This window comes from Planococcus sp. RAB007_Raresut (genome assembly GCF_057369535.1).
Window position 1 is genome coordinate 542,140 of the sequence record NZ_JBXYIF010000001.1, and the last position, 16,189, is coordinate 558,328.

The 16,189-nt window shown below is 43.8% G+C and carries 15 protein-coding genes; 4 read left to right on the forward strand and 11 right to left on the reverse strand.

Features of this window, described 5'->3' with window-relative positions; genetic code table 11:
• Positions 1 to 29 precede the first annotated feature (29 nt).
• Positions 30 to 512, forward strand: a complete 483-nt coding sequence (locus AC2Q9J_RS02675) for a PaaI family thioesterase (protein ID WP_499036941.1) — start codon at positions 30 to 32, stop codon at positions 510 to 512.
• Positions 513 to 518: 6 nt separating this feature from the next.
• On the opposite strand, the gene AC2Q9J_RS02680 is transcribed toward AC2Q9J_RS02675, so the two are convergent.
• A complete protein-coding gene (locus AC2Q9J_RS02680) occupies positions 519 to 1,583 on the reverse strand; it encodes a CAP domain-containing protein (protein ID WP_499036943.1) in 1,065 nt (354 codons plus the stop codon).
• Between the two features lie 142 nt (positions 1,584 to 1,725).
• On the opposite strand from AC2Q9J_RS02680, the gene AC2Q9J_RS02685 reads away from it, so the two are divergent.
• Complete coding sequence (locus AC2Q9J_RS02685; protein ID WP_499036945.1) at positions 1,726 to 2,091, forward strand: YugN family protein; 366 nt, start codon at positions 1,726 to 1,728, stop codon at positions 2,089 to 2,091.
• A 146-nt stretch (positions 2,092 to 2,237) separates the two neighbouring features.
• Positions 2,238 to 3,296, forward strand: a complete 1,059-nt coding sequence (ytvI, locus tag AC2Q9J_RS02690; protein WP_499036947.1) for a sporulation integral membrane protein YtvI — start codon at positions 2,238 to 2,240, stop codon at positions 3,294 to 3,296.
• 51 nt (positions 3,297 to 3,347) lie between these two features.
• On the opposite strand, the gene AC2Q9J_RS02695 is transcribed toward ytvI, so the two are convergent.
• From AC2Q9J_RS02695 to cyoE, 7 genes are all read right to left on the reverse strand, one after another.
• The gene (locus AC2Q9J_RS02695) at positions 3,348 to 3,812 is read right to left on the reverse strand and encodes a DUF420 domain-containing protein (RefSeq protein ID WP_499036949.1); all 465 of its coding nucleotides are present in this window, start codon (positions 3,810 to 3,812) and stop codon (positions 3,348 to 3,350) included.
• Between the two features lie 24 nt (positions 3,813 to 3,836).
• The gene (ctaG, locus tag AC2Q9J_RS02700) at positions 3,837 to 4,760 is read right to left on the reverse strand and encodes a cytochrome c oxidase assembly factor CtaG (protein ID WP_499036950.1); all 924 of its coding nucleotides are present in this window, start codon (positions 4,758 to 4,760) and stop codon (positions 3,837 to 3,839) included.
• Positions 4,761 to 4,968: 208 nt separating this feature from the next.
• The gene (ctaF, locus tag AC2Q9J_RS02705; protein WP_499036952.1) at positions 4,969 to 5,301 is read right to left on the reverse strand and encodes a cytochrome c oxidase subunit IVB; all 333 of its coding nucleotides are present in this window, start codon (positions 5,299 to 5,301) and stop codon (positions 4,969 to 4,971) included.
• A gap of 1 nt (position 5,302) precedes the next feature.
• A complete protein-coding gene (locus tag AC2Q9J_RS02710; RefSeq protein ID WP_499036954.1) occupies positions 5,303 to 5,929 on the reverse strand; it encodes a cytochrome (ubi)quinol oxidase subunit III in 627 nt (208 codons plus the stop codon).
• On the reverse strand, positions 5,916 to 7,805 hold the full coding sequence (locus AC2Q9J_RS02715; protein ID WP_499036956.1) for a cytochrome c oxidase subunit I: 1,890 nt from the start codon (positions 7,803 to 7,805) through the stop codon (positions 5,916 to 5,918). The genes AC2Q9J_RS02710 and AC2Q9J_RS02715 overlap by 14 nt, the downstream gene beginning before the upstream one ends.
• A gap of 33 nt (positions 7,806 to 7,838) precedes the next feature.
• The gene (gene coxB, locus AC2Q9J_RS02720) at positions 7,839 to 8,921 is read right to left on the reverse strand and encodes a cytochrome c oxidase subunit II (protein ID WP_499036958.1); all 1,083 of its coding nucleotides are present in this window, start codon (positions 8,919 to 8,921) and stop codon (positions 7,839 to 7,841) included.
• Positions 8,922 to 8,968: 47 nt separating this feature from the next.
• The gene (gene cyoE, locus AC2Q9J_RS02725; protein WP_499036960.1) at positions 8,969 to 9,886 is read right to left on the reverse strand and encodes a heme o synthase; all 918 of its coding nucleotides are present in this window, start codon (positions 9,884 to 9,886) and stop codon (positions 8,969 to 8,971) included.
• Positions 9,887 to 10,234: 348 nt separating this feature from the next.
• Here cyoE and AC2Q9J_RS02730 point away from each other — a divergent pair, with 348 nt between their 5' ends.
• Positions 10,235 to 11,146: a COX15/CtaA family protein gene (locus tag AC2Q9J_RS02730; protein ID WP_499036962.1), complete on the forward strand. Its 912-nt coding sequence runs from the start codon at positions 10,235 to 10,237 to the stop codon at positions 11,144 to 11,146.
• Between the two features lie 33 nt (positions 11,147 to 11,179).
• On the opposite strand, the gene pyc is transcribed toward AC2Q9J_RS02730, so the two are convergent.
• The 3 genes from pyc to AC2Q9J_RS02745 all read right to left on the reverse strand — a co-directional run bounded on the left by pyc (position 11,180) and on the right by AC2Q9J_RS02745 (position 16,150).
• Complete coding sequence (pyc, locus tag AC2Q9J_RS02735; RefSeq protein ID WP_499036964.1) at positions 11,180 to 14,620, reverse strand: pyruvate carboxylase; 3,441 nt, start codon at positions 14,618 to 14,620, stop codon at positions 11,180 to 11,182.
• A gap of 15 nt (positions 14,621 to 14,635) precedes the next feature.
• Positions 14,636 to 15,802 carry an FtsW/RodA/SpoVE family cell cycle protein gene (locus tag AC2Q9J_RS02740; RefSeq protein ID WP_499036965.1) on the reverse strand — a complete coding sequence of 389 codons (1,167 nt, stop codon included), beginning with the start codon at positions 15,800 to 15,802 and terminating at the stop codon, positions 14,636 to 14,638.
• A gap of 66 nt (positions 15,803 to 15,868) precedes the next feature.
• Positions 15,869 to 16,150, reverse strand: coding sequence for an Fpa/YlaN family protein (locus tag AC2Q9J_RS02745; RefSeq protein WP_084244919.1), 282 nt, complete (start codon positions 16,148 to 16,150; stop codon positions 15,869 to 15,871).
• Positions 16,151 to 16,189: the final 39 nt, after the last annotated feature.

Here is a 16,189-nt window from a genome sequence, read left to right on the forward strand (position 1 = left end):
TTTTAATACATAAAGAAAGGGTTGTCATCATGAAGGATTTAATGGCGCAATTTAAAAGAGCCGTGGATAACGGCTCTTCGGAAGATATTCAGATTCTTTCGCAGTTTCTCGATAATCTGGAAAAGAAACAAGCGGGCGGCTTCACCACCTATTTAAGCGCAGCGCTCGGTATGGAAAGGCAGCAGCAAAATGGCAGCTGGACTGTCAGTATTCCCAATACGCCTTTCATCCATAATAATATCGATATCCCCCACGGCGGAATTTTAGCCGTTCTTCTCGATACAGCTATGGGCACGCTGGCAAATAGTAAATGCCCGGAAGGTTTTGGTGCAGTCACGACGAATCTGGCCATCCATTACCTGACAGTCGCTGCTGAAGAAACCATCACAGCCGAAGCCCAAATCATCCGGCAAGGCCGCCATACGATGGTCATTGAAGGGAATATATACGAAACCGGCGGAAAGCATATCGCCACTTCCACCGGTTCCTTTTTTATCGTTCCAAAACCTTGATTAGTTTTATTGTTTTTCAGCTTTGGTCGGTTCCTGCCTTAAAAAGCTTTGTGTGTAATATTTCCCGAATACACCGACCCCAATTTGATTGAACCTGCTCGAGTATAAAGTATCCCTATGGTCTTCGGAGTTTATCCAGCCATGAACAGCTTCAGCTGCGTCATAATATTGGGAGGCGGTATTTTCAGCCGCTTCCTCATATATGATGCGGGAACTTTTCAATCTTTCTTCCAGTCCTTCAATTTTAATATCTTCAGATGAGAAATCCTGTCTGGCAACATTGCGGCTATGCCGTTCAGCCAGCATACTGACCGCTGAATTGACAGTCAACGGTTTTTGCTGATTATGCAGCCTATAGACATTTGTCAGATCGACAACCTGTTTAGCATTCGCTTTGTCGATGGATGCCTGCAATGCGGAAGAAGGATTGATGGGTACCAGCAGATTTCCGACATACATCATGTCATATGGCTGGTGTCGAATCAGCGTTTCCGCATCCATGAAACGCACCGCTTCAAGCGTCCCATCTTGTTCATCAATATAAAGCTGTGCGTAGACGTCTTCAAAACTGACCAGTATTCTGGTTTCACGGTCTTCCCCGCTCAAGCTGAATGTATAGATATTTGTTCCGTATTTCACCGTGACTTCGTCTTCAATAATCGTAAACCGGTATAAATCTTCTATACTTTGTCCAATGCTGTAAGGAGACGCATCCGACGCAGTACCGGCTGTATAGACCTGCACAACCTTCTGGTCCTTCACCCCAACCATTTTATAATTGGAATAAGACTGATTATAAACCCACCATTCATATCCGAACGCGGAAGGCTCGATCCGGGACGGCTGCCCGTAATCATCGATCCATTCCTCAGAGGGTTTTCCGATATAAACGGATATCCCCTCTCCAGGACGCTCGACCGCTAAAGGGTTTTCAATAATTTCCTGTGCAGGCAACGGGTCCACTTTTCTTGGGGCTTCTAAAATGTCATTCTCATTTATCGACGAATCAAAATAAAAAAATGTAATGAGGATGATTGACAGAAATATCATGATACGCAATAAATTCTTCAATCGTCTTCCACCCTCCCAAGCTATTTTCATCAATTATAACAGCCGCCTCTATACTGACACAATCTAGCCATTGCAACAAGCGCAAATTTCATCTATTATTAAAGGAGCATTGAGTCAGTTTTGAGATAGAGGAGGAGATCCTATGTATTTTGAAAATACAGGACTTGAGGACATTCTGGTAGATTTCAATTTGCTCCAGCATATTATGGGCAAACACGGTATGACTAAAGAAGGGCAGTGGGATTACGAGCGAGTAACATTCGACCGTAAATTCGATGTCCGTGAAGGCCGCTATTATTTACGCGTATTCGCTTACGCGGTAGATGGCGATATTGATGCGGGCGACGCAACTGTAAAAGTTCTGAAGCCAGTAATCGGTAAATACTACTACCCATTCGGCGTGGAATACGGCGAAGACGAGCATTTCCCTGAACATCTGCTGAAAACATGCGCCGATATTCTGGCGACTATTAAATCCGAATTAAAAGCATTTGAAATCCAAGTGTAAAAAAGCAATCACGCCTCTATAAGGGCCGTGGAAGTCTGGACACTTGAAAAACCGCAGTTCAACATTGAACTGCGGATTTTTTTAAAAAGTTTTCTTTATTAAAAGGTATTGATATAATTATAATATAATGTTTTGGGAGGTTTATCGTGGCAAAATGGTGGAATAAAAAGATTTTAACTATAATACTTATTATTTCGTTATTAATACTAATTTCGATATACATAATTCCAATTGCCATACCGCTTATATTAGCCTTGCTGACGGCTATTTTTCTCGAACCCTTTGTCGTCTTTTTGCAGCAACGCTTAAAATGGCAGCGCAAATCAGCAGTGATCACTGCATTCATCGTGTTTTTGCTGCTTGTATCTTCCTTCTTGTATTGGACCGTAACATACCTGATAGGCAAGCTGATTCAGGTTTCACAAAATATGCCTGAATACATCAACAGCCTGTCTTCTATCTGGGAAGAAATGCAGGACTTCTTCCTTCGTTCTTCTGAAGAATTTCCAGTTGAAGTTGTGAATTCATTTGAAACAGAACTGGCCCTTTTTCTTGAAGGAATTCGCGACTGGGTACTGACCATCGTCAACTATGACACAGTCACCAATCTTTTAACTGGCATCCCTTCTTTCCTGGTCAGTTTTATCGTTTTCCTTATCGCGCTATTCCTATTCATGTTGGACCTCGACGACTTGAAACGAATTCTTTTCAGCAGATTGAAAGATACCACAGCGGAAAAAGTCCGCTTTATGTCTGCCCGGTTAAATAATGTCATTTTCGGTTTTCTGAAAGCACAATTTCTTGTCAGTATCATTATATTCCTTGTTTCGCTTGTCGCGCTGCTGTTTATCGCGCCTGAAGTGGCTATCGTTATGTCCCTCATCATATGGGTCATCGATTTCATCCCGATCCTTGGTTCGATCATCGTCCTGACACCTTGGTTCATCTACGAATTCATCACAGGAGACGTCGTACAAGGCACTCAATTGGCTGTCCTGGCACTTGTTCTGTTGATCATCCGTAGAACTGTCGAACCAAAAGTCATGGGCTCTCACATTGGCCTGTCGCCACTTGCAACATTAATTGCGATGTTTATCGGATTACAGTTGATCGGCTTCCTTGGATTCTTCATCGGTCCACTGATCGTTATTCTGTTCACGTCAGCACGTGAAGCTGGCATCATCAAAATTGACTTTAAGATATGACAATTAAATTTTTCCATAGAAAAAGGAGAACCCAATGAGGTTCTCCTTTTCTTATTCTCCGCCTAAAATCGCTTTAATGACAGAAGTTGTCGGTCCGCCTTTATAGATTACATATAATAGAGAATAAACCATAACACCTGTGATCGCTGTAAAGAACCAGATCACGCTTGTGAAAGGGCCTATTTTACGGTGTTTATCCAAGCGGTTCTTCAAACCCCACCAAATGGTGATCAGCCCCATAACCCCTCCTGTTGTAGCCAAGGTAATATGGAATATCAGGAAAATCGTATAAAAGATTTTATATTCTTCCGGTCCGCCGAAAGCGGTGTTTCCAACAAAAATTGTGCGCGAAGCATAAATGATGAAGAACGTCAGAGCAGAAGCACCTGCTGCAAGCATCACCTTTTTATGGGCTTCGATTCTGCGCTGCCGGATTAAATTCCAGCCGATCGCTACAAAAATAGCGCTCAAAACGATAAAAAATGTACTGATAGTTGGTAATAGCGGTAAATCCATTTCTTCTAATCCCCTTTTTATGCTTTACCCATTATGTCGGTGATAAGCCATCTCTTTTCGATCCTGCAAAACTTTCGCAGTAATTTCATCTGCATTGTCGTTTTCATTGCGAAGCCATTCATAAAACACCAGCCAAATGAAAACCGTAAATACTAATTCCTGAAGCACTTTCATCGTAATTCCGCCAGTCCGTTGGTCTTCAATTAAACTCATGGACGTAAACAGCTCGGGACCGGAGAGATTCAATTGTGATAAAGTTCCGACTGGCACACAAAGAGCCATTGCCTGAAGCCAGGCGTCCGCGTCTGTGTATGTCGCATAGAACGGCGAACTGCTGAATATGATCAATGCACAGGCAGGGGTCATCAGGACACTCAGACCAAACAGGAACCCAAGTTTTTTCAAGCCGTGGAATTTATGCATCCCTTCCAGATTATTGACTACAGGCCACCAGTAGAAAATCGCGAAAATGAATAACAGGCTGCTGACAATTGCATGGAGCAGCATGTCCTGTTTAACAAAATCGAATACGAGCGGCAAATGGTAGACTGAGAAAAATAATCCGAATAAGATCAATGCCAGCATGGGTGTAGTGAAAAACATGAACAACGGTCTGATAACCGGGAGATCGATGAACCATCTCCAAAGCCATGTTGGAATTCCCATAATGATCAATGGAGGCGCCAGCAGCAAGAGGAACGCCATCTGCACCATGTGCATCGTAAATGTAATATGTCCCAACAGATCGACTGGCGACCCTTTAATAATATATAACAAGGCCATTCCGGAAACGAACAGCAGAGCTTCTTTTTGTTTTAAAGGTTCACTGTCCTTAAATTTTCCTCTCCACTTGGTAGTGATTAAAAAATAGAAGAGAGTGATTAAGACGAGGGCTCCTAAGTAATACGGACTCCATAAAGCCTGAAATCCGAAAATACTGATTGGCATGCCTAACATACCTCCTTTTCCTCAAGTACCCCCATTATATAGCGGAAGCCCCTGTATATCAATGAACGAATCATGACATTTCCCGCACTCTTGCTACATTAAGAAATACTCCGTTCATTCTTTCTGTTACTTCATTATTAAAATGAAGATATTAGTGCACAAAAAATCCCCCCTCACGTTAATGTGAAGGGAGATTTTATATTGCTGTTTACCACCAAACGATCGTGACAAGTGCCAAAAGCGTAATGAAGGCAACAAACATCCCACTGAACATAAAGAATGCAACTGTTCCGTGGCCTTTATTGCTTAAGTGCATGAAATGATATAGCTGAAGGACTACTTGAACCGCAGCCAATAAAAGAATGATTGGAACGATCAGGTAAGCCGAGAATCCAGCCGCCACCATCGTGAATGCTATCAATGTAAGGAAAATCATGATTGCAAACGATGTTAGCTGGTGACGCATTTCAGTAGTTCTTTTCTTCTTTAAAAATTCGTGCTCAGCGTGTGATCTGATTTTTTCAGGTGTATCGTGTGCCATATTAACCGATCACTCCCATCAAATAGACTACAGTAAAGATGAATACCCATACTACGTCGATGAAATGCCAGTATAATGCTGCAAGATAGAATTTAGGTGCGTTATACATATTCAATCCGCGTTTTGAGTTGCGGACCATCAACGCGATAAACCAGCTCAGTCCGAATAATACGTGGGCACCGTGCGTTCCGACAAGTGTAAAGAACGCGGCACTGAAAGCACTGGTCGTATATCCGAAGCCAAGGTGGACATAGTGGTTGAACTCATAGATTTCAAGTCCAAGGAACGTAAGTCCAAGCAAAACAGTTATGCCTAGCCAAGCCTGCATGGCTTTAAAGTTATGGTTTTTCATGTGATGCATTGCGTAAACACTCGTTAACGATGAGGTCAAAAGAATCATTGTCATCGCAAATACCAGTGGAAGTTCGAATAATCCTGAAGCCGTAAATTCTGACGCTTCTGGTCCTCTGTCTTTTAAAGCCAGGTAAGTGGCGAAAAGAGACGCGAAGGTTACAGTTTCAGCAGCCAGAAGCAACCAGAATCCGACGAACTTGTTTTTACCTTCCAATGTCGCCGTTTCAGGATGATCCGGCCAGGATTGAGCGGTATATCTCTTATTTAAGTCCATCGGTGTTGCCTCCTCTCTTAGCGTCTTCAAGCAATTCTTCTTTCGTGATGTGGAAGCCTAAATCATCTTTCAATGAACGGACAAGCATCGAACCGAAAGTGATTCCTAGACCGATAATCAATACAGCTAAAGCCCATGGTTTTGTATCGTCTTGGAAGTAAAGTGCACCAAATGATGCAACGAACATACCGAATGACATGATCAACGGAATAATAGAGCCGTTTGGCATGTGGACGTCGCCGATTGGCTCCGCATAGACCATACCTTCTTTATTGCCTTCCATTTTTTCGATCCAGTACGTATCCAGACCGCGAACCAATGGAGTTTGAGCAAAGTTATAGAATGGCGGCGGTGAAGGAATTGCCCATTCAAGCGTACGGCCGTCTTCCCATGGATCGTTGCCGACACGTACATTTTTAACCGATGTGATGACAACGTTGATCAGAAGTACAATGACACCGATCGCCATGAATAAAGCGCCTAGTGAACTGATAGCGTTGAATAGGTCCCAGCCCTGGTCAGCGCCAAACGTATAAACGCGGCGTGGCATACCAAGAAGACCAAGGAAATGCTGGATAAAGAATGTCAGGTGGAAACCGATGAAGAACGTCCAGAAAGTGACCATTCCCAGTTTTTCACTCAACATTGTACCGAACATTTTCGGCCAGTATAGGTGTGTACCTGCAAGAATTGCCAATACTACCCCACCAACAATTACGTAATGGAAGTGAGCGACAATAAAGTATGAATCATGCAACTGGTAATCGAGTGGTGCAATAGCCTGCATTACACCTGTTACCCCACCGGCAACAAACGAAGGAATAAACGCGATCGCATAAACCATCGGTACGGTGAATTTGATGCTGCCTCCCCAGATGGTGAGAAGCCAGTTAAAGATTTTGATACCGGTCGGTACCGCAATGATCATTGTTGCCAAAGCGAAAACTGCGTTTGCAGTTGGCCCAAGACCTACTGTGAACATGTGGTGAGCCCAAACCATGAATCCGTAGAAACCGATAAGGATTGTGGCAAATACCAATGCTGTGTAACCGAACAGGCGTTTTCTCGAGAAAATCGCGAAGATTTCAGAGAAGATACCGAACGCCGGCAAGATCAGGATATATACTTCAGGGTGACCGAAGATCCAGAACAAATGCTCCCAGATAATCGTGTTACCGCCCATTTCGACAACGAAGAAATTCGCGCCGAACATACGGTCAAATACCATGAAGAACAAGCCTACAGTCAGTGGCGGGAATGCCAATAAAATCAATGCTGAAGCGACAAACGTCGTCCAAGTGAACAAAGGCATTCTCATATAAGTCATGCCAGGAGCCCGCATATTGATGATTGTTACAAGGAAGTTAATCCCCGCGATCAATGTACCGAAACCTGAAATTGTTAATCCTAGAGAGTAAAAATCAATTCCGTGCCCTTCAGAAGCTAAAGCGAGAGATGCATAGTTCGTCCAACCTGCATCAGGCGCGCCGCCCATGAACCAAGAAAGGTTCAGGAAAATTCCTCCGAAGAAGAACAGCCAGAATCCTAATGAGTTAAGGAATGGAAACGCTACATCGCGTGCACCAATCTGAAGAGGCATTATGGCGTTCATAAATGCCAGCAATATTGGCATCGCTGCCAAGAAAATCATGGTAGTACCGTGCATGGTGATCATTTCATTATATAATCCTGCACTCAGGAAATCATTTCCTGCCTTCATCAACTGGATCCGGATCATCATTGCTTCCAGTCCACCTACAAGGAAGAAAAAGCCGCCTGAGATTAGATAGAGGATAGCGATTTTCTTATGGTCTACTGTTGTCAGGTAATCCCATATGACTGCGCCGACTCCTTTTTTTTGTGCTAAAGAACTCACACTGTATACCTCCCTTTTTACACTCTGACGCGTTTACTCCTCAACAGACAGACTCATTAGGTACGCTGCTAGCGCATCCAATTCCTCTTCGGAGAATGGCTCTCCACCGTTGTTAGTTTCACCGTCAGGCATCAAGTTTCCTGGTTTATATTCCTGTGGATCTTGAATCCAATTTTTTAAGTTTTCTTCGTTATGTTCCAGATATCCGGCTACGCGGTTGCGGTCACCGAATGTCGTAAGGTTTGGTCCGGCCATTCCAGCAGGTCCAGCACCTGAAACAGCGTGACAGCCGATACAGCTGTTTGCGAAAATTTCTTCGCCTTCAGTAGCCAATGTTTCAGTTGCAGGTTGAGCCTCTTCCTGCATGGAAGCAACCCACTGATCGAACTCTTCGCGGTCAACAGATTTAACTTTAAAATCCATCAATGCGTGTGAAGGTCCGCAAAGCTCAGCACACTTGCCATAGAATACGCCATCTTCAAGTTCCGAAGATTCCTGATCAAATTCAAGATAGAATTTGTTGACATTTTCCGGGTTAACATCAAGTTTACCGCCGACTGAAGGAATCCAGAAGGAGTGTTTGATATCAGCAGAGATTAAATTGAAATAAACACGTTCGTCAGTTGGAACCACTAATTCCTGTGCAGTTACAATGCCCTGTTCAGGATATTCAAATTCCCACCAATATAGATAAGCGGTTACATTGACTGTAAGGTTCTCCTGATTTCCTTCTTCGTCAGTCGAATCCATAGCAGTCACATCAGCCAAGTCAAATGTTGAATAGACTGTTGGAACAGCAAGGATTAATAGCAGTACGATCGGCACTGCTGTCCAGATGAACTCAAGTTTCGCACTACCTTCAACTTGTTCAGGAATCATATCGTCCCCTAGTTTAGAGCGGCGGAACTTAACAATTGCCAGTACGAAGATTATTGATACGACTATAATTACGAAAGTCATAACAATGGTAGACAATATTAAAAGGTTGAATTGGTCCTGCGCAACCTTGCCAGCAGGGATCAGAGTTGAAATCTCTTCACGCCCACAGCCCGACAGAAAGACGAGCAATGCAGTCATCAAAGCGAAAAGACGCCAGTTAGTAAGTCCTTTCATCATAGCTTTTCTTACCCCTCTCTCATTTAAAAGTTTTTAAGTATAGGAAATTAGACGAAAACAGCGAATATGATCATTGAAACGAAAAGGATCGTCATATAATTCAATGAATAGATAAACATATTCTTCGCCCATTTCAGATCATCTTCCACTCCAAAGCCGCGGATAGCCAACAATAGCCAACCGAGATTCAAAAGTGTTGCTAAGATGAAGAAGCCAATTCCCAATTCCGGCAAAAGGAATGGTAACGGGAACAGCATCAAAACCCATGCCAGCATAGATTTTTTTGTCCGGTGGAAGCCTTTTACCACCGGCAGCATCGGGATATTTGCAGCCCGGTACTCTTCCGTCCGTTTCATGGCAAGCGCATAAAAATGCGGCGGCTGCCAAATGAACATAATCAGGAACAATGCCCAGGCACCGGCACCCAATGTCGGTTCAACTGCGGCCCATCCGATAAGCGGTGGGATTGCTCCCGAAATACTGCCAACAATCGTGTTGCTGACATGCCTTCTCTTTGACCACATCGAATACAGGACCACATAAGCCAGAACTCCTGCTATTCCGAGAACCCCTGCTGAAACAGATGCGGAAAACAAAAAGATTTCGCCTAAAACAATGAAAGAAACAGCGAGTGCCAGAACAGCAGATGGTTTAAATCTTCCTGTTACTGTTGGCCGTGATTTTTTACTCGCCATCAATGGATCGATATCTGTATCAATATAATTATTCATGGCAGCAGAACCTGCTATGATCAATGCTGATCCGACCAAGGTGTAGACGAGGATGTCCAAATGCTGTAGAAAATGTCTGTCAGAAAACTGAAACGCCAGCCACAGCCCAGTGAATACTGTAATCAGGTTTGAATTCACAATCCCGATTTTTATAAGTGCCAAAAAATCCTGGACAAAGGTGGTAGTTTCCGGCGTATCATGAGCTTCTGCAGACATAGACCGGCCGTTCGACATTCAACCTCCTCCTTTCAAAGTTGTAAGCATAGTCCGCTAACCATAACTATATCTAAATTCCAGCCGTTTTTCTACATATAACTGAAATTTAACGATAAAAGCTATGAATATGGGGAGTTAGCCTCAAAATGCACTCACCCTATCATACATCACCGCAACTGCATTTTTAATAATGAAAAATAATAGTTTTTGAACAGTTTGTGAAGGCTCGCTGTAATATGTCCAAATATCGAAAGTTTCCGGTATTGCTGATTTTCCGTTGTGTTTTAAGCTGACTTTCGCTATTATCGAGTATGCAGGATATGGACGGAAAAATGTATTTTCATATAGAAAAAGTAGGTGGCATTCTTGCAGCAAAACAAATATATAAAATGGTTCGCAGTGGCAGCTACAATCGGTATGCTTTTCATTCTGCTCGGCGGTGCACTCGTCACTAAAACCGATAGCGGAATGGGCTGCGGACGGCACTGGCCTGGCTGTAATGGCCAATTGATTCCTGATGTAATAACTGCCGAAGTGCTCATAGAGTTTTCCCATAGATTGGTTACGGGAGCTGTCAGCATTCTTATCGTAATTCTGGCTGTCTGGGCGTGGAGAAAGTTCGGCCATGTTCGTGAAACCAAATTTTTAGCTGTTACTTCTGTATTCTTCTTGATTTTACAGGCATTGATCGGTGCAGCACAAGTTCTATGGGGCCAAGGTGATTTTATACTCGCTCTCCATTTCGGTATCTCCCTCATCTCTTTTGCATCTGTATTATTGCTGACCCTCCTTGTTTTTGAAGTGGATCGAAAATTTGATACAGAGAAATTGAAGATTGGCAGGACACTGAAATTCCACACGATTGGCGTAACTTTATATTCTTATATTGTTATTTATACCGGTGCGCTTGTACGGCATACGAACTCCAGTCTCATTTGTTCAGATTGGCCGCTATGCCAAAACGACTCGTTCGCTCTCCCTTCTAATATGTATGAATGGGTTCAAATGGGACACCGTGCTGCAGCTGGTTTAATAGTCATCTGGATCGGTATCATCATGTGGCACGCCATCAAGAACTACAAAGACCAACGGGCAATTTACTGGGGCTGGATCATCGCCTTCACAATTGTAATGATGCAAGCGACGACAGGCATGCTGGTCGTACTGACAAAGTTAAATCTTGCTGTTGCTTTATTGCATTCCCTTTTCATCAGTTTATTATTCGGGCTTTTGTGTTATATGGTACTACTTGTTTCAAGAAGTTATTCAAAATCATAAAAAACAGCGGACGCATTTGCGCCCGCTGTTTTTTTAATTTCTTTCCATTTCAATTAATAAGTCGCCAGTTGAAATGCCATCTGCGGCATTCACATGGATTTCCGTAATCGTTCCGTCGAAAGGTGCTTGCACCGTTGTTTCCATTTTCATGGCTTCTGTTACAAGCAGATGGTCGCCGCGTTTTACCTTGGCGCCTTTCTCTGCAACTACTTTCAATACAGTGCCAGGCATCGTAGCTGCAATATGACTTTCTTGTGTAGGATCCGCTTTAGGTTTAGCAGCACTGTCAGTTTCCACTGTCATATCTGTGATACTCACTTCGCGCGGCTGTCCATTCAATTCAAAATAAATGGAACGTGTACCATCTTTTTGCGGTTCGCCAATAGATACCAATTTAACGATCAGCGTTTTCCCTTTTTGAATTTCCACTTCTATTTCTTCCCCGAGCCTCATTCCGTACAGGAATGTCAATGTATCGAGTACCGAAACATCACCGAATGTTTTATTCGTTAATGAATATTCTTCAAAAACTTTCGGATAAAGTGCGTATGCCAGCACTTCATGGCTCGTAACCGGACGATCCAGCTTCTCAAACAGCATTTTGCCGATTTCTTCAAAATCAGCTGGTTCCAGCAATTCACCAGGACGGACCGTAATCGGCTTGCGCTCCTTCAAAACCACTTTCTGCAATTCTTCGGGGAATCCGCCGTGAGGCTGACCGATATAGCCTTCGAAGAATTCGATGACCGATTCAGGGAAATCAATTGTTTCACCGCGAGTGATGACCGTTTCCTCATCCAGATCATTCTGCACCATAAACAGCGCCATATCCCCAACCACTTTTGATGAAGGCGTAACTTTTACGACGTCACCGAAAAGCATATTTACACGGGAATACATTTCCTTCACGTTTTCCCAGCGCATTCCCAGACCGACAGCTTTTGCCTGCTGCTGCAGATTGCTGTATTGGCCGCCGGGCATTTCATGAACGTAAATTTCCGAATGCGGACTGTTCATGCCACTTTCAAAATCGCTGTAATATTTACGGACATCTTCCCAGTAATGCGAAAGTTTTTCTGCTGCCTGAATATCCATACGGACTTCGCGTCCGCTGCCGTTCATCGCGTAATACAATGAATTCGAGCTTGGCTGAGAAGTCAGCCCCGCCATTGATCCGAGTGCAGTATCGACAATATCGACGCCCGCCTGGATGGCTTTCGAATACATATAAATGCCGTTGCCGCTCGTATCATGTGTGTGAAGGTGGATCGGCAATGACACTGTATCCTTCAACTCGGAAACTAAACGGTAGGCAGCTTCAGGCTTAAGAAGGCCTGCCATATCTTTAATGGCTAAAATGTGGGCGCCGGAAGCTTCGAGCTCTTTCGCCATATCTTTATAATATTGAACTGTATATTTATCACGGCTCGGATCCAGGATATCGCCGGTGTAGCAAATTGCCGCTTCTGCAATTTTCCCGCTTTGCCTTACTTCGTCGATTGCCACTTCCATGCCTTTGATCCAGTTAAGACTGTCAAAGATGCGGAATACATCGATTCCTGCTTCTCCTGATTTACGGACAAAATCACGGATGACATTATCCGGGTAGTTTTTATAGCCTACCGCATTCGCTCCGCGGAAAAGCATCTGGAACAAGACATTCGGCATCTGCTCCCGCAATTTGATCAACCGCTGCCATGGATCTTCCTTCAGGAATCGGTAAGAAACATCAAATGTCGCTCCTCCCCACATCTCCATCGAAAACAGATCTTTTTGCAAGTGCGCCGTTTCTTTTGCGACCGCAAACATATCATGTGAACGGAGTCTCGTCGCCAACAGAGATTGATGGGCATCACGGAAAGTCGTATCTGTCAGGAGAACATCTTCCTGTTCATGGATCCACTTAGCCAGTCCTTCCGCTCCTCTTTCATCAAAAATTTGCTTAGTGCCTGGCGGCAACTTCGTGCTCAGATCAATTTCCGGCTTTCTAGGCGCTGCATGAATCGGTTTCTTTTTCTTTTCAATCCCCGGGAACCCATTGACTGTAACATTGCCGATATAGCTCAGCAGCTTGGTCCCGCGGTCTTGCCGCACGGGGAACAGGAACAGTTCCGGCGTTGAATCGATGAAGCTGGTATCAAAATCACCTTTAATGAAGCTTGGGTGTTTAACTACATTTTCTAAGAAAGGAATATTTGTTTTAATTCCGCGTATACGGAATTCCTGTAAATTGCGGTCCATTTTGCCTGCCGCTTCTTTGAACGTAAGCGCCCATGTCGACAATTTAACAAGCAAAGAATCATAATATGGAGAAATAACAGCGCCCTGGTAGGCGTTTCCGGTATCCAAACGAACACCAAAGCCCCCACCTGAACGATAAACCATCAGTTTGCCGGCATCCGGCATAAAGTCATTGACCGGGTCTTCAGTGGTTACACGCGATTGAATCGCAAAACCGAATAACGGAATTTCATCCTGCGACGGTATGGAAATCACGTCACCGTGAAGCTCATGCCCTCTGGCGATATGGATTTGGGAATGGACGATGTCAATTCCGGTAATCATTTCCGTAATCGTGTGCTCCACCTGGATACGCGGATTTACTTCTATGAAGTAAAATTCATCATTTGATACAAGGAATTCAACAGTCCCTGCATTTATGTAATCGATATTTTTCATCAGCTTTACTGCCGCTTCACAGATTTCATTGCGCAGGTCGTTGCTGATGGAATTGGATGGCGCTATCTCCACCACTTTTTGGTGGCGGCGCTGAATCGAACAGTCACGTTCGTAAAGATGGACGATATTGCCATATTGATCGCCAAGAATTTGGACTTCAATATGTTTCGGTTTTTCAACAAATTTTTCTACATACATTTCATCTGATCCGAAAGCCGCTTTTGCTTCTGATTTCGCTCTTTCATACGCTGATGCCAGCTCTTCCTCTTTACGGACAATCCGCATACCGCGGCCGCCGCCTCCAAGAGATGCTTTAATCATCAAAGGAAAACCAGCTGTCTTAGCGAATTCTTCCACTTCCTGCAGAGATTCCACCGGTCCATCAGTTCCAGGGATTACAGGAATTCCGGCAGCGATCGCTTGTGAACGCGCTTTCACTTTATCGCCGAACATATCCAAATGCGCTGAAGTAGGCCCGATGAACAAGATTCCTTCCTCTTCACATCTGCGGGCAAAATGAACGTTCTCGGATAAGAAGCCGTATCCTGGATGGATGGCGTCAGTATTCGTGTCTTTTGCGATACGGATGATGTCTTCAATATCAAGATATGCGTCGATCGGCTTCTTTCCTTTTCCTACCAAATACGATTCGTCTGCTTTATAACGATGATATGAACCGCTGTCTTCTTGTGAATAAATTGCAACTGTTGGAATTTTCAGTTCTGTACAGGCGCGAAAAACCCTAATAGCGATTTCTCCGCGGTTTGCCACCAAAATCTTATTGATCTTTTTCACAATGCAGCACACCCTTTATTTTTTTGTTTTTTCATATTTGTGGAACATGGAGACATTCATTAATACTCCCATAGCTAACGATAACAAAATTACGGAAGTTCCGCCATAACTTATAAATGGCAAGGTAACCCCTGTCAGCGGAATAAGCCCTGACAATCCCCCCAGATTAACGAAAGTCTGTATGCCGATCATGCTTGCGATACCCGCTGAAAGCATACGTGCCAAAGGATCTTTCGTAGTCATGGCAATCGACAGGCCTTTCAATACAATAAACCCAAGGCCCCCAATCACAAAGACAACACCAAGAACTCCAAGTTCTTCCGCTACTATGGACATGATGAAATCCGTATGCGGTTCCGGAAGGTAGCCCAGTTTCTGAATGGACTGCCCCAACCCCAAGCCACTGATCCCACCTGAACCGATAGCAAGATAACCGTTGACTATTTGCATACCAAAACCAAGCTCATCAACAAAAGGATTTAAAAATGCTTCAAGACGGCCCAGCCGTTTTTCCGTCAAAATCATGTCCTGCGCAAATATGAGAAAAGGCACAATGAATATAGCGGCAGCCGCCGCCACAATTCCAGCCAGTTTCAAAAACATGCTGAACCGGATTCCACTGGCCGCCATGACGCTGAGCCCTACTAATGCGATGATTCCCATTGACCCGATGTCAGGCTCTCTGAACACCAGGAACAACGCGAAAGCCAGAACGATAACAGGCGGTATGATTGATTCGTTCAGTTGATTGATTGTACCTTTTTTGTATTTATTCGAGAAAACTCCAGACAGATAAAAAATTAATCCCACTTTTGCAATTTCAGAAGGCTGGATGCTGGCAAAACCGATGTAAATCCAGCTCTGCGCCCCGCCTCCGGCATAACCGATAAAGTGCACTAGGATAAGGCCGCTGAAAACGACAAAGAGAATCGACATCATCATCCACTTCTTGCTGAAATGCTTATATGGAAAAATGGCACCGAGTACGAATGCCGGCAAAGCAAGCGCTAAATTGACTACTTGCTGGTTAAAGAAGTGGTTTGGTTCCCAGCCATACCTGTAGACGGACCAAGCCATGCTTGCACTGTAAATCATGACCAGGCCAAAGAGGGTTAATGCGAGATAGGTAAAAAGCAGAGGGTAATCAAAATTAGCGGCGTACCGCTTTATGTACTGTTTCATATATTCAAACCTCATTTAAATTTTTTGTTAGTAAAAAAACTCAAACAAAAATCGTTTGAGTTTGCTTTATTTATTCGTATACGCTTCATGAAGGATGGATAATTTCTTTTCCAGCGTATCCATTAAGTTTTTACCGTCTTCTTTTTCAATCAGGCCAAGCTTCACTGCAAAATCAATTTCACGCGATAGACCGAACATTTGCGTATCAAGGACTTCTTCATATAATGGGCAGGACGGCAAAGTCAGATTGTCCATTTGGACTTTTATCAATTGCTCTATTTTCAGCGCATCGGCTTTGAGGAGATCCAACGCTTTATGCTGATAAGTTTGTTCTTCTGTATGTTCCATGAGGACTCCCCCATTTACTGAAATTTCTTCTATTCAACC

Excerpts from the sequence above, each read along its gene's own strand:
- AC2Q9J_RS02710 (WP_499036954.1), bottom strand. The coding sequence starts at position 5,929 with ATGGACTTAAATAAGAGATATACCGCTCAATCCTGGCCGGATCATCCT.
- cyoE (WP_499036960.1), bottom strand. The coding sequence starts at position 9,886 with ATGTCGAACGGCCGGTCTATGTCTGCAGAAGCTCATGATACGCCGGAA.
- AC2Q9J_RS02740 (WP_499036965.1), bottom strand. The coding sequence starts at position 15,802 with ATGAAACAGTACATAAAGCGGTACGCCGCTAATTTTGATTACCCTCTG.
- AC2Q9J_RS02685 (WP_499036945.1), top strand. The coding sequence starts at position 1,726 with ATGTATTTTGAAAATACAGGACTTGAGGACATTCTGGTAGATTTCAAT.
- coxB (WP_499036958.1), bottom strand. The coding sequence starts at position 8,921 with ATGATGAAAGGACTTACTAACTGGCGTCTTTTCGCTTTGATGACTGCA.
- ctaF (WP_499036952.1), bottom strand. The coding sequence starts at position 5,301 with ATGGCACACGATACACCTGAAAAAATCAGATCACACGCTGAGCACGAA.
- AC2Q9J_RS02695 (WP_499036949.1), bottom strand. The coding sequence starts at position 3,812 with ATGGATTTACCGCTATTACCAACTATCAGTACATTTTTTATCGTTTTG.
- ctaG (WP_499036950.1), bottom strand. The coding sequence starts at position 4,760 with ATGCCAATCAGTATTTTCGGATTTCAGGCTTTATGGAGTCCGTATTAC.
- AC2Q9J_RS02675 (WP_499036941.1), top strand. The coding sequence starts at position 30 with ATGAAGGATTTAATGGCGCAATTTAAAAGAGCCGTGGATAACGGCTCT.
- AC2Q9J_RS02745 (WP_084244919.1), bottom strand. The coding sequence starts at position 16,150 with ATGGAACATACAGAAGAACAAACTTATCAGCATAAAGCGTTGGATCTC.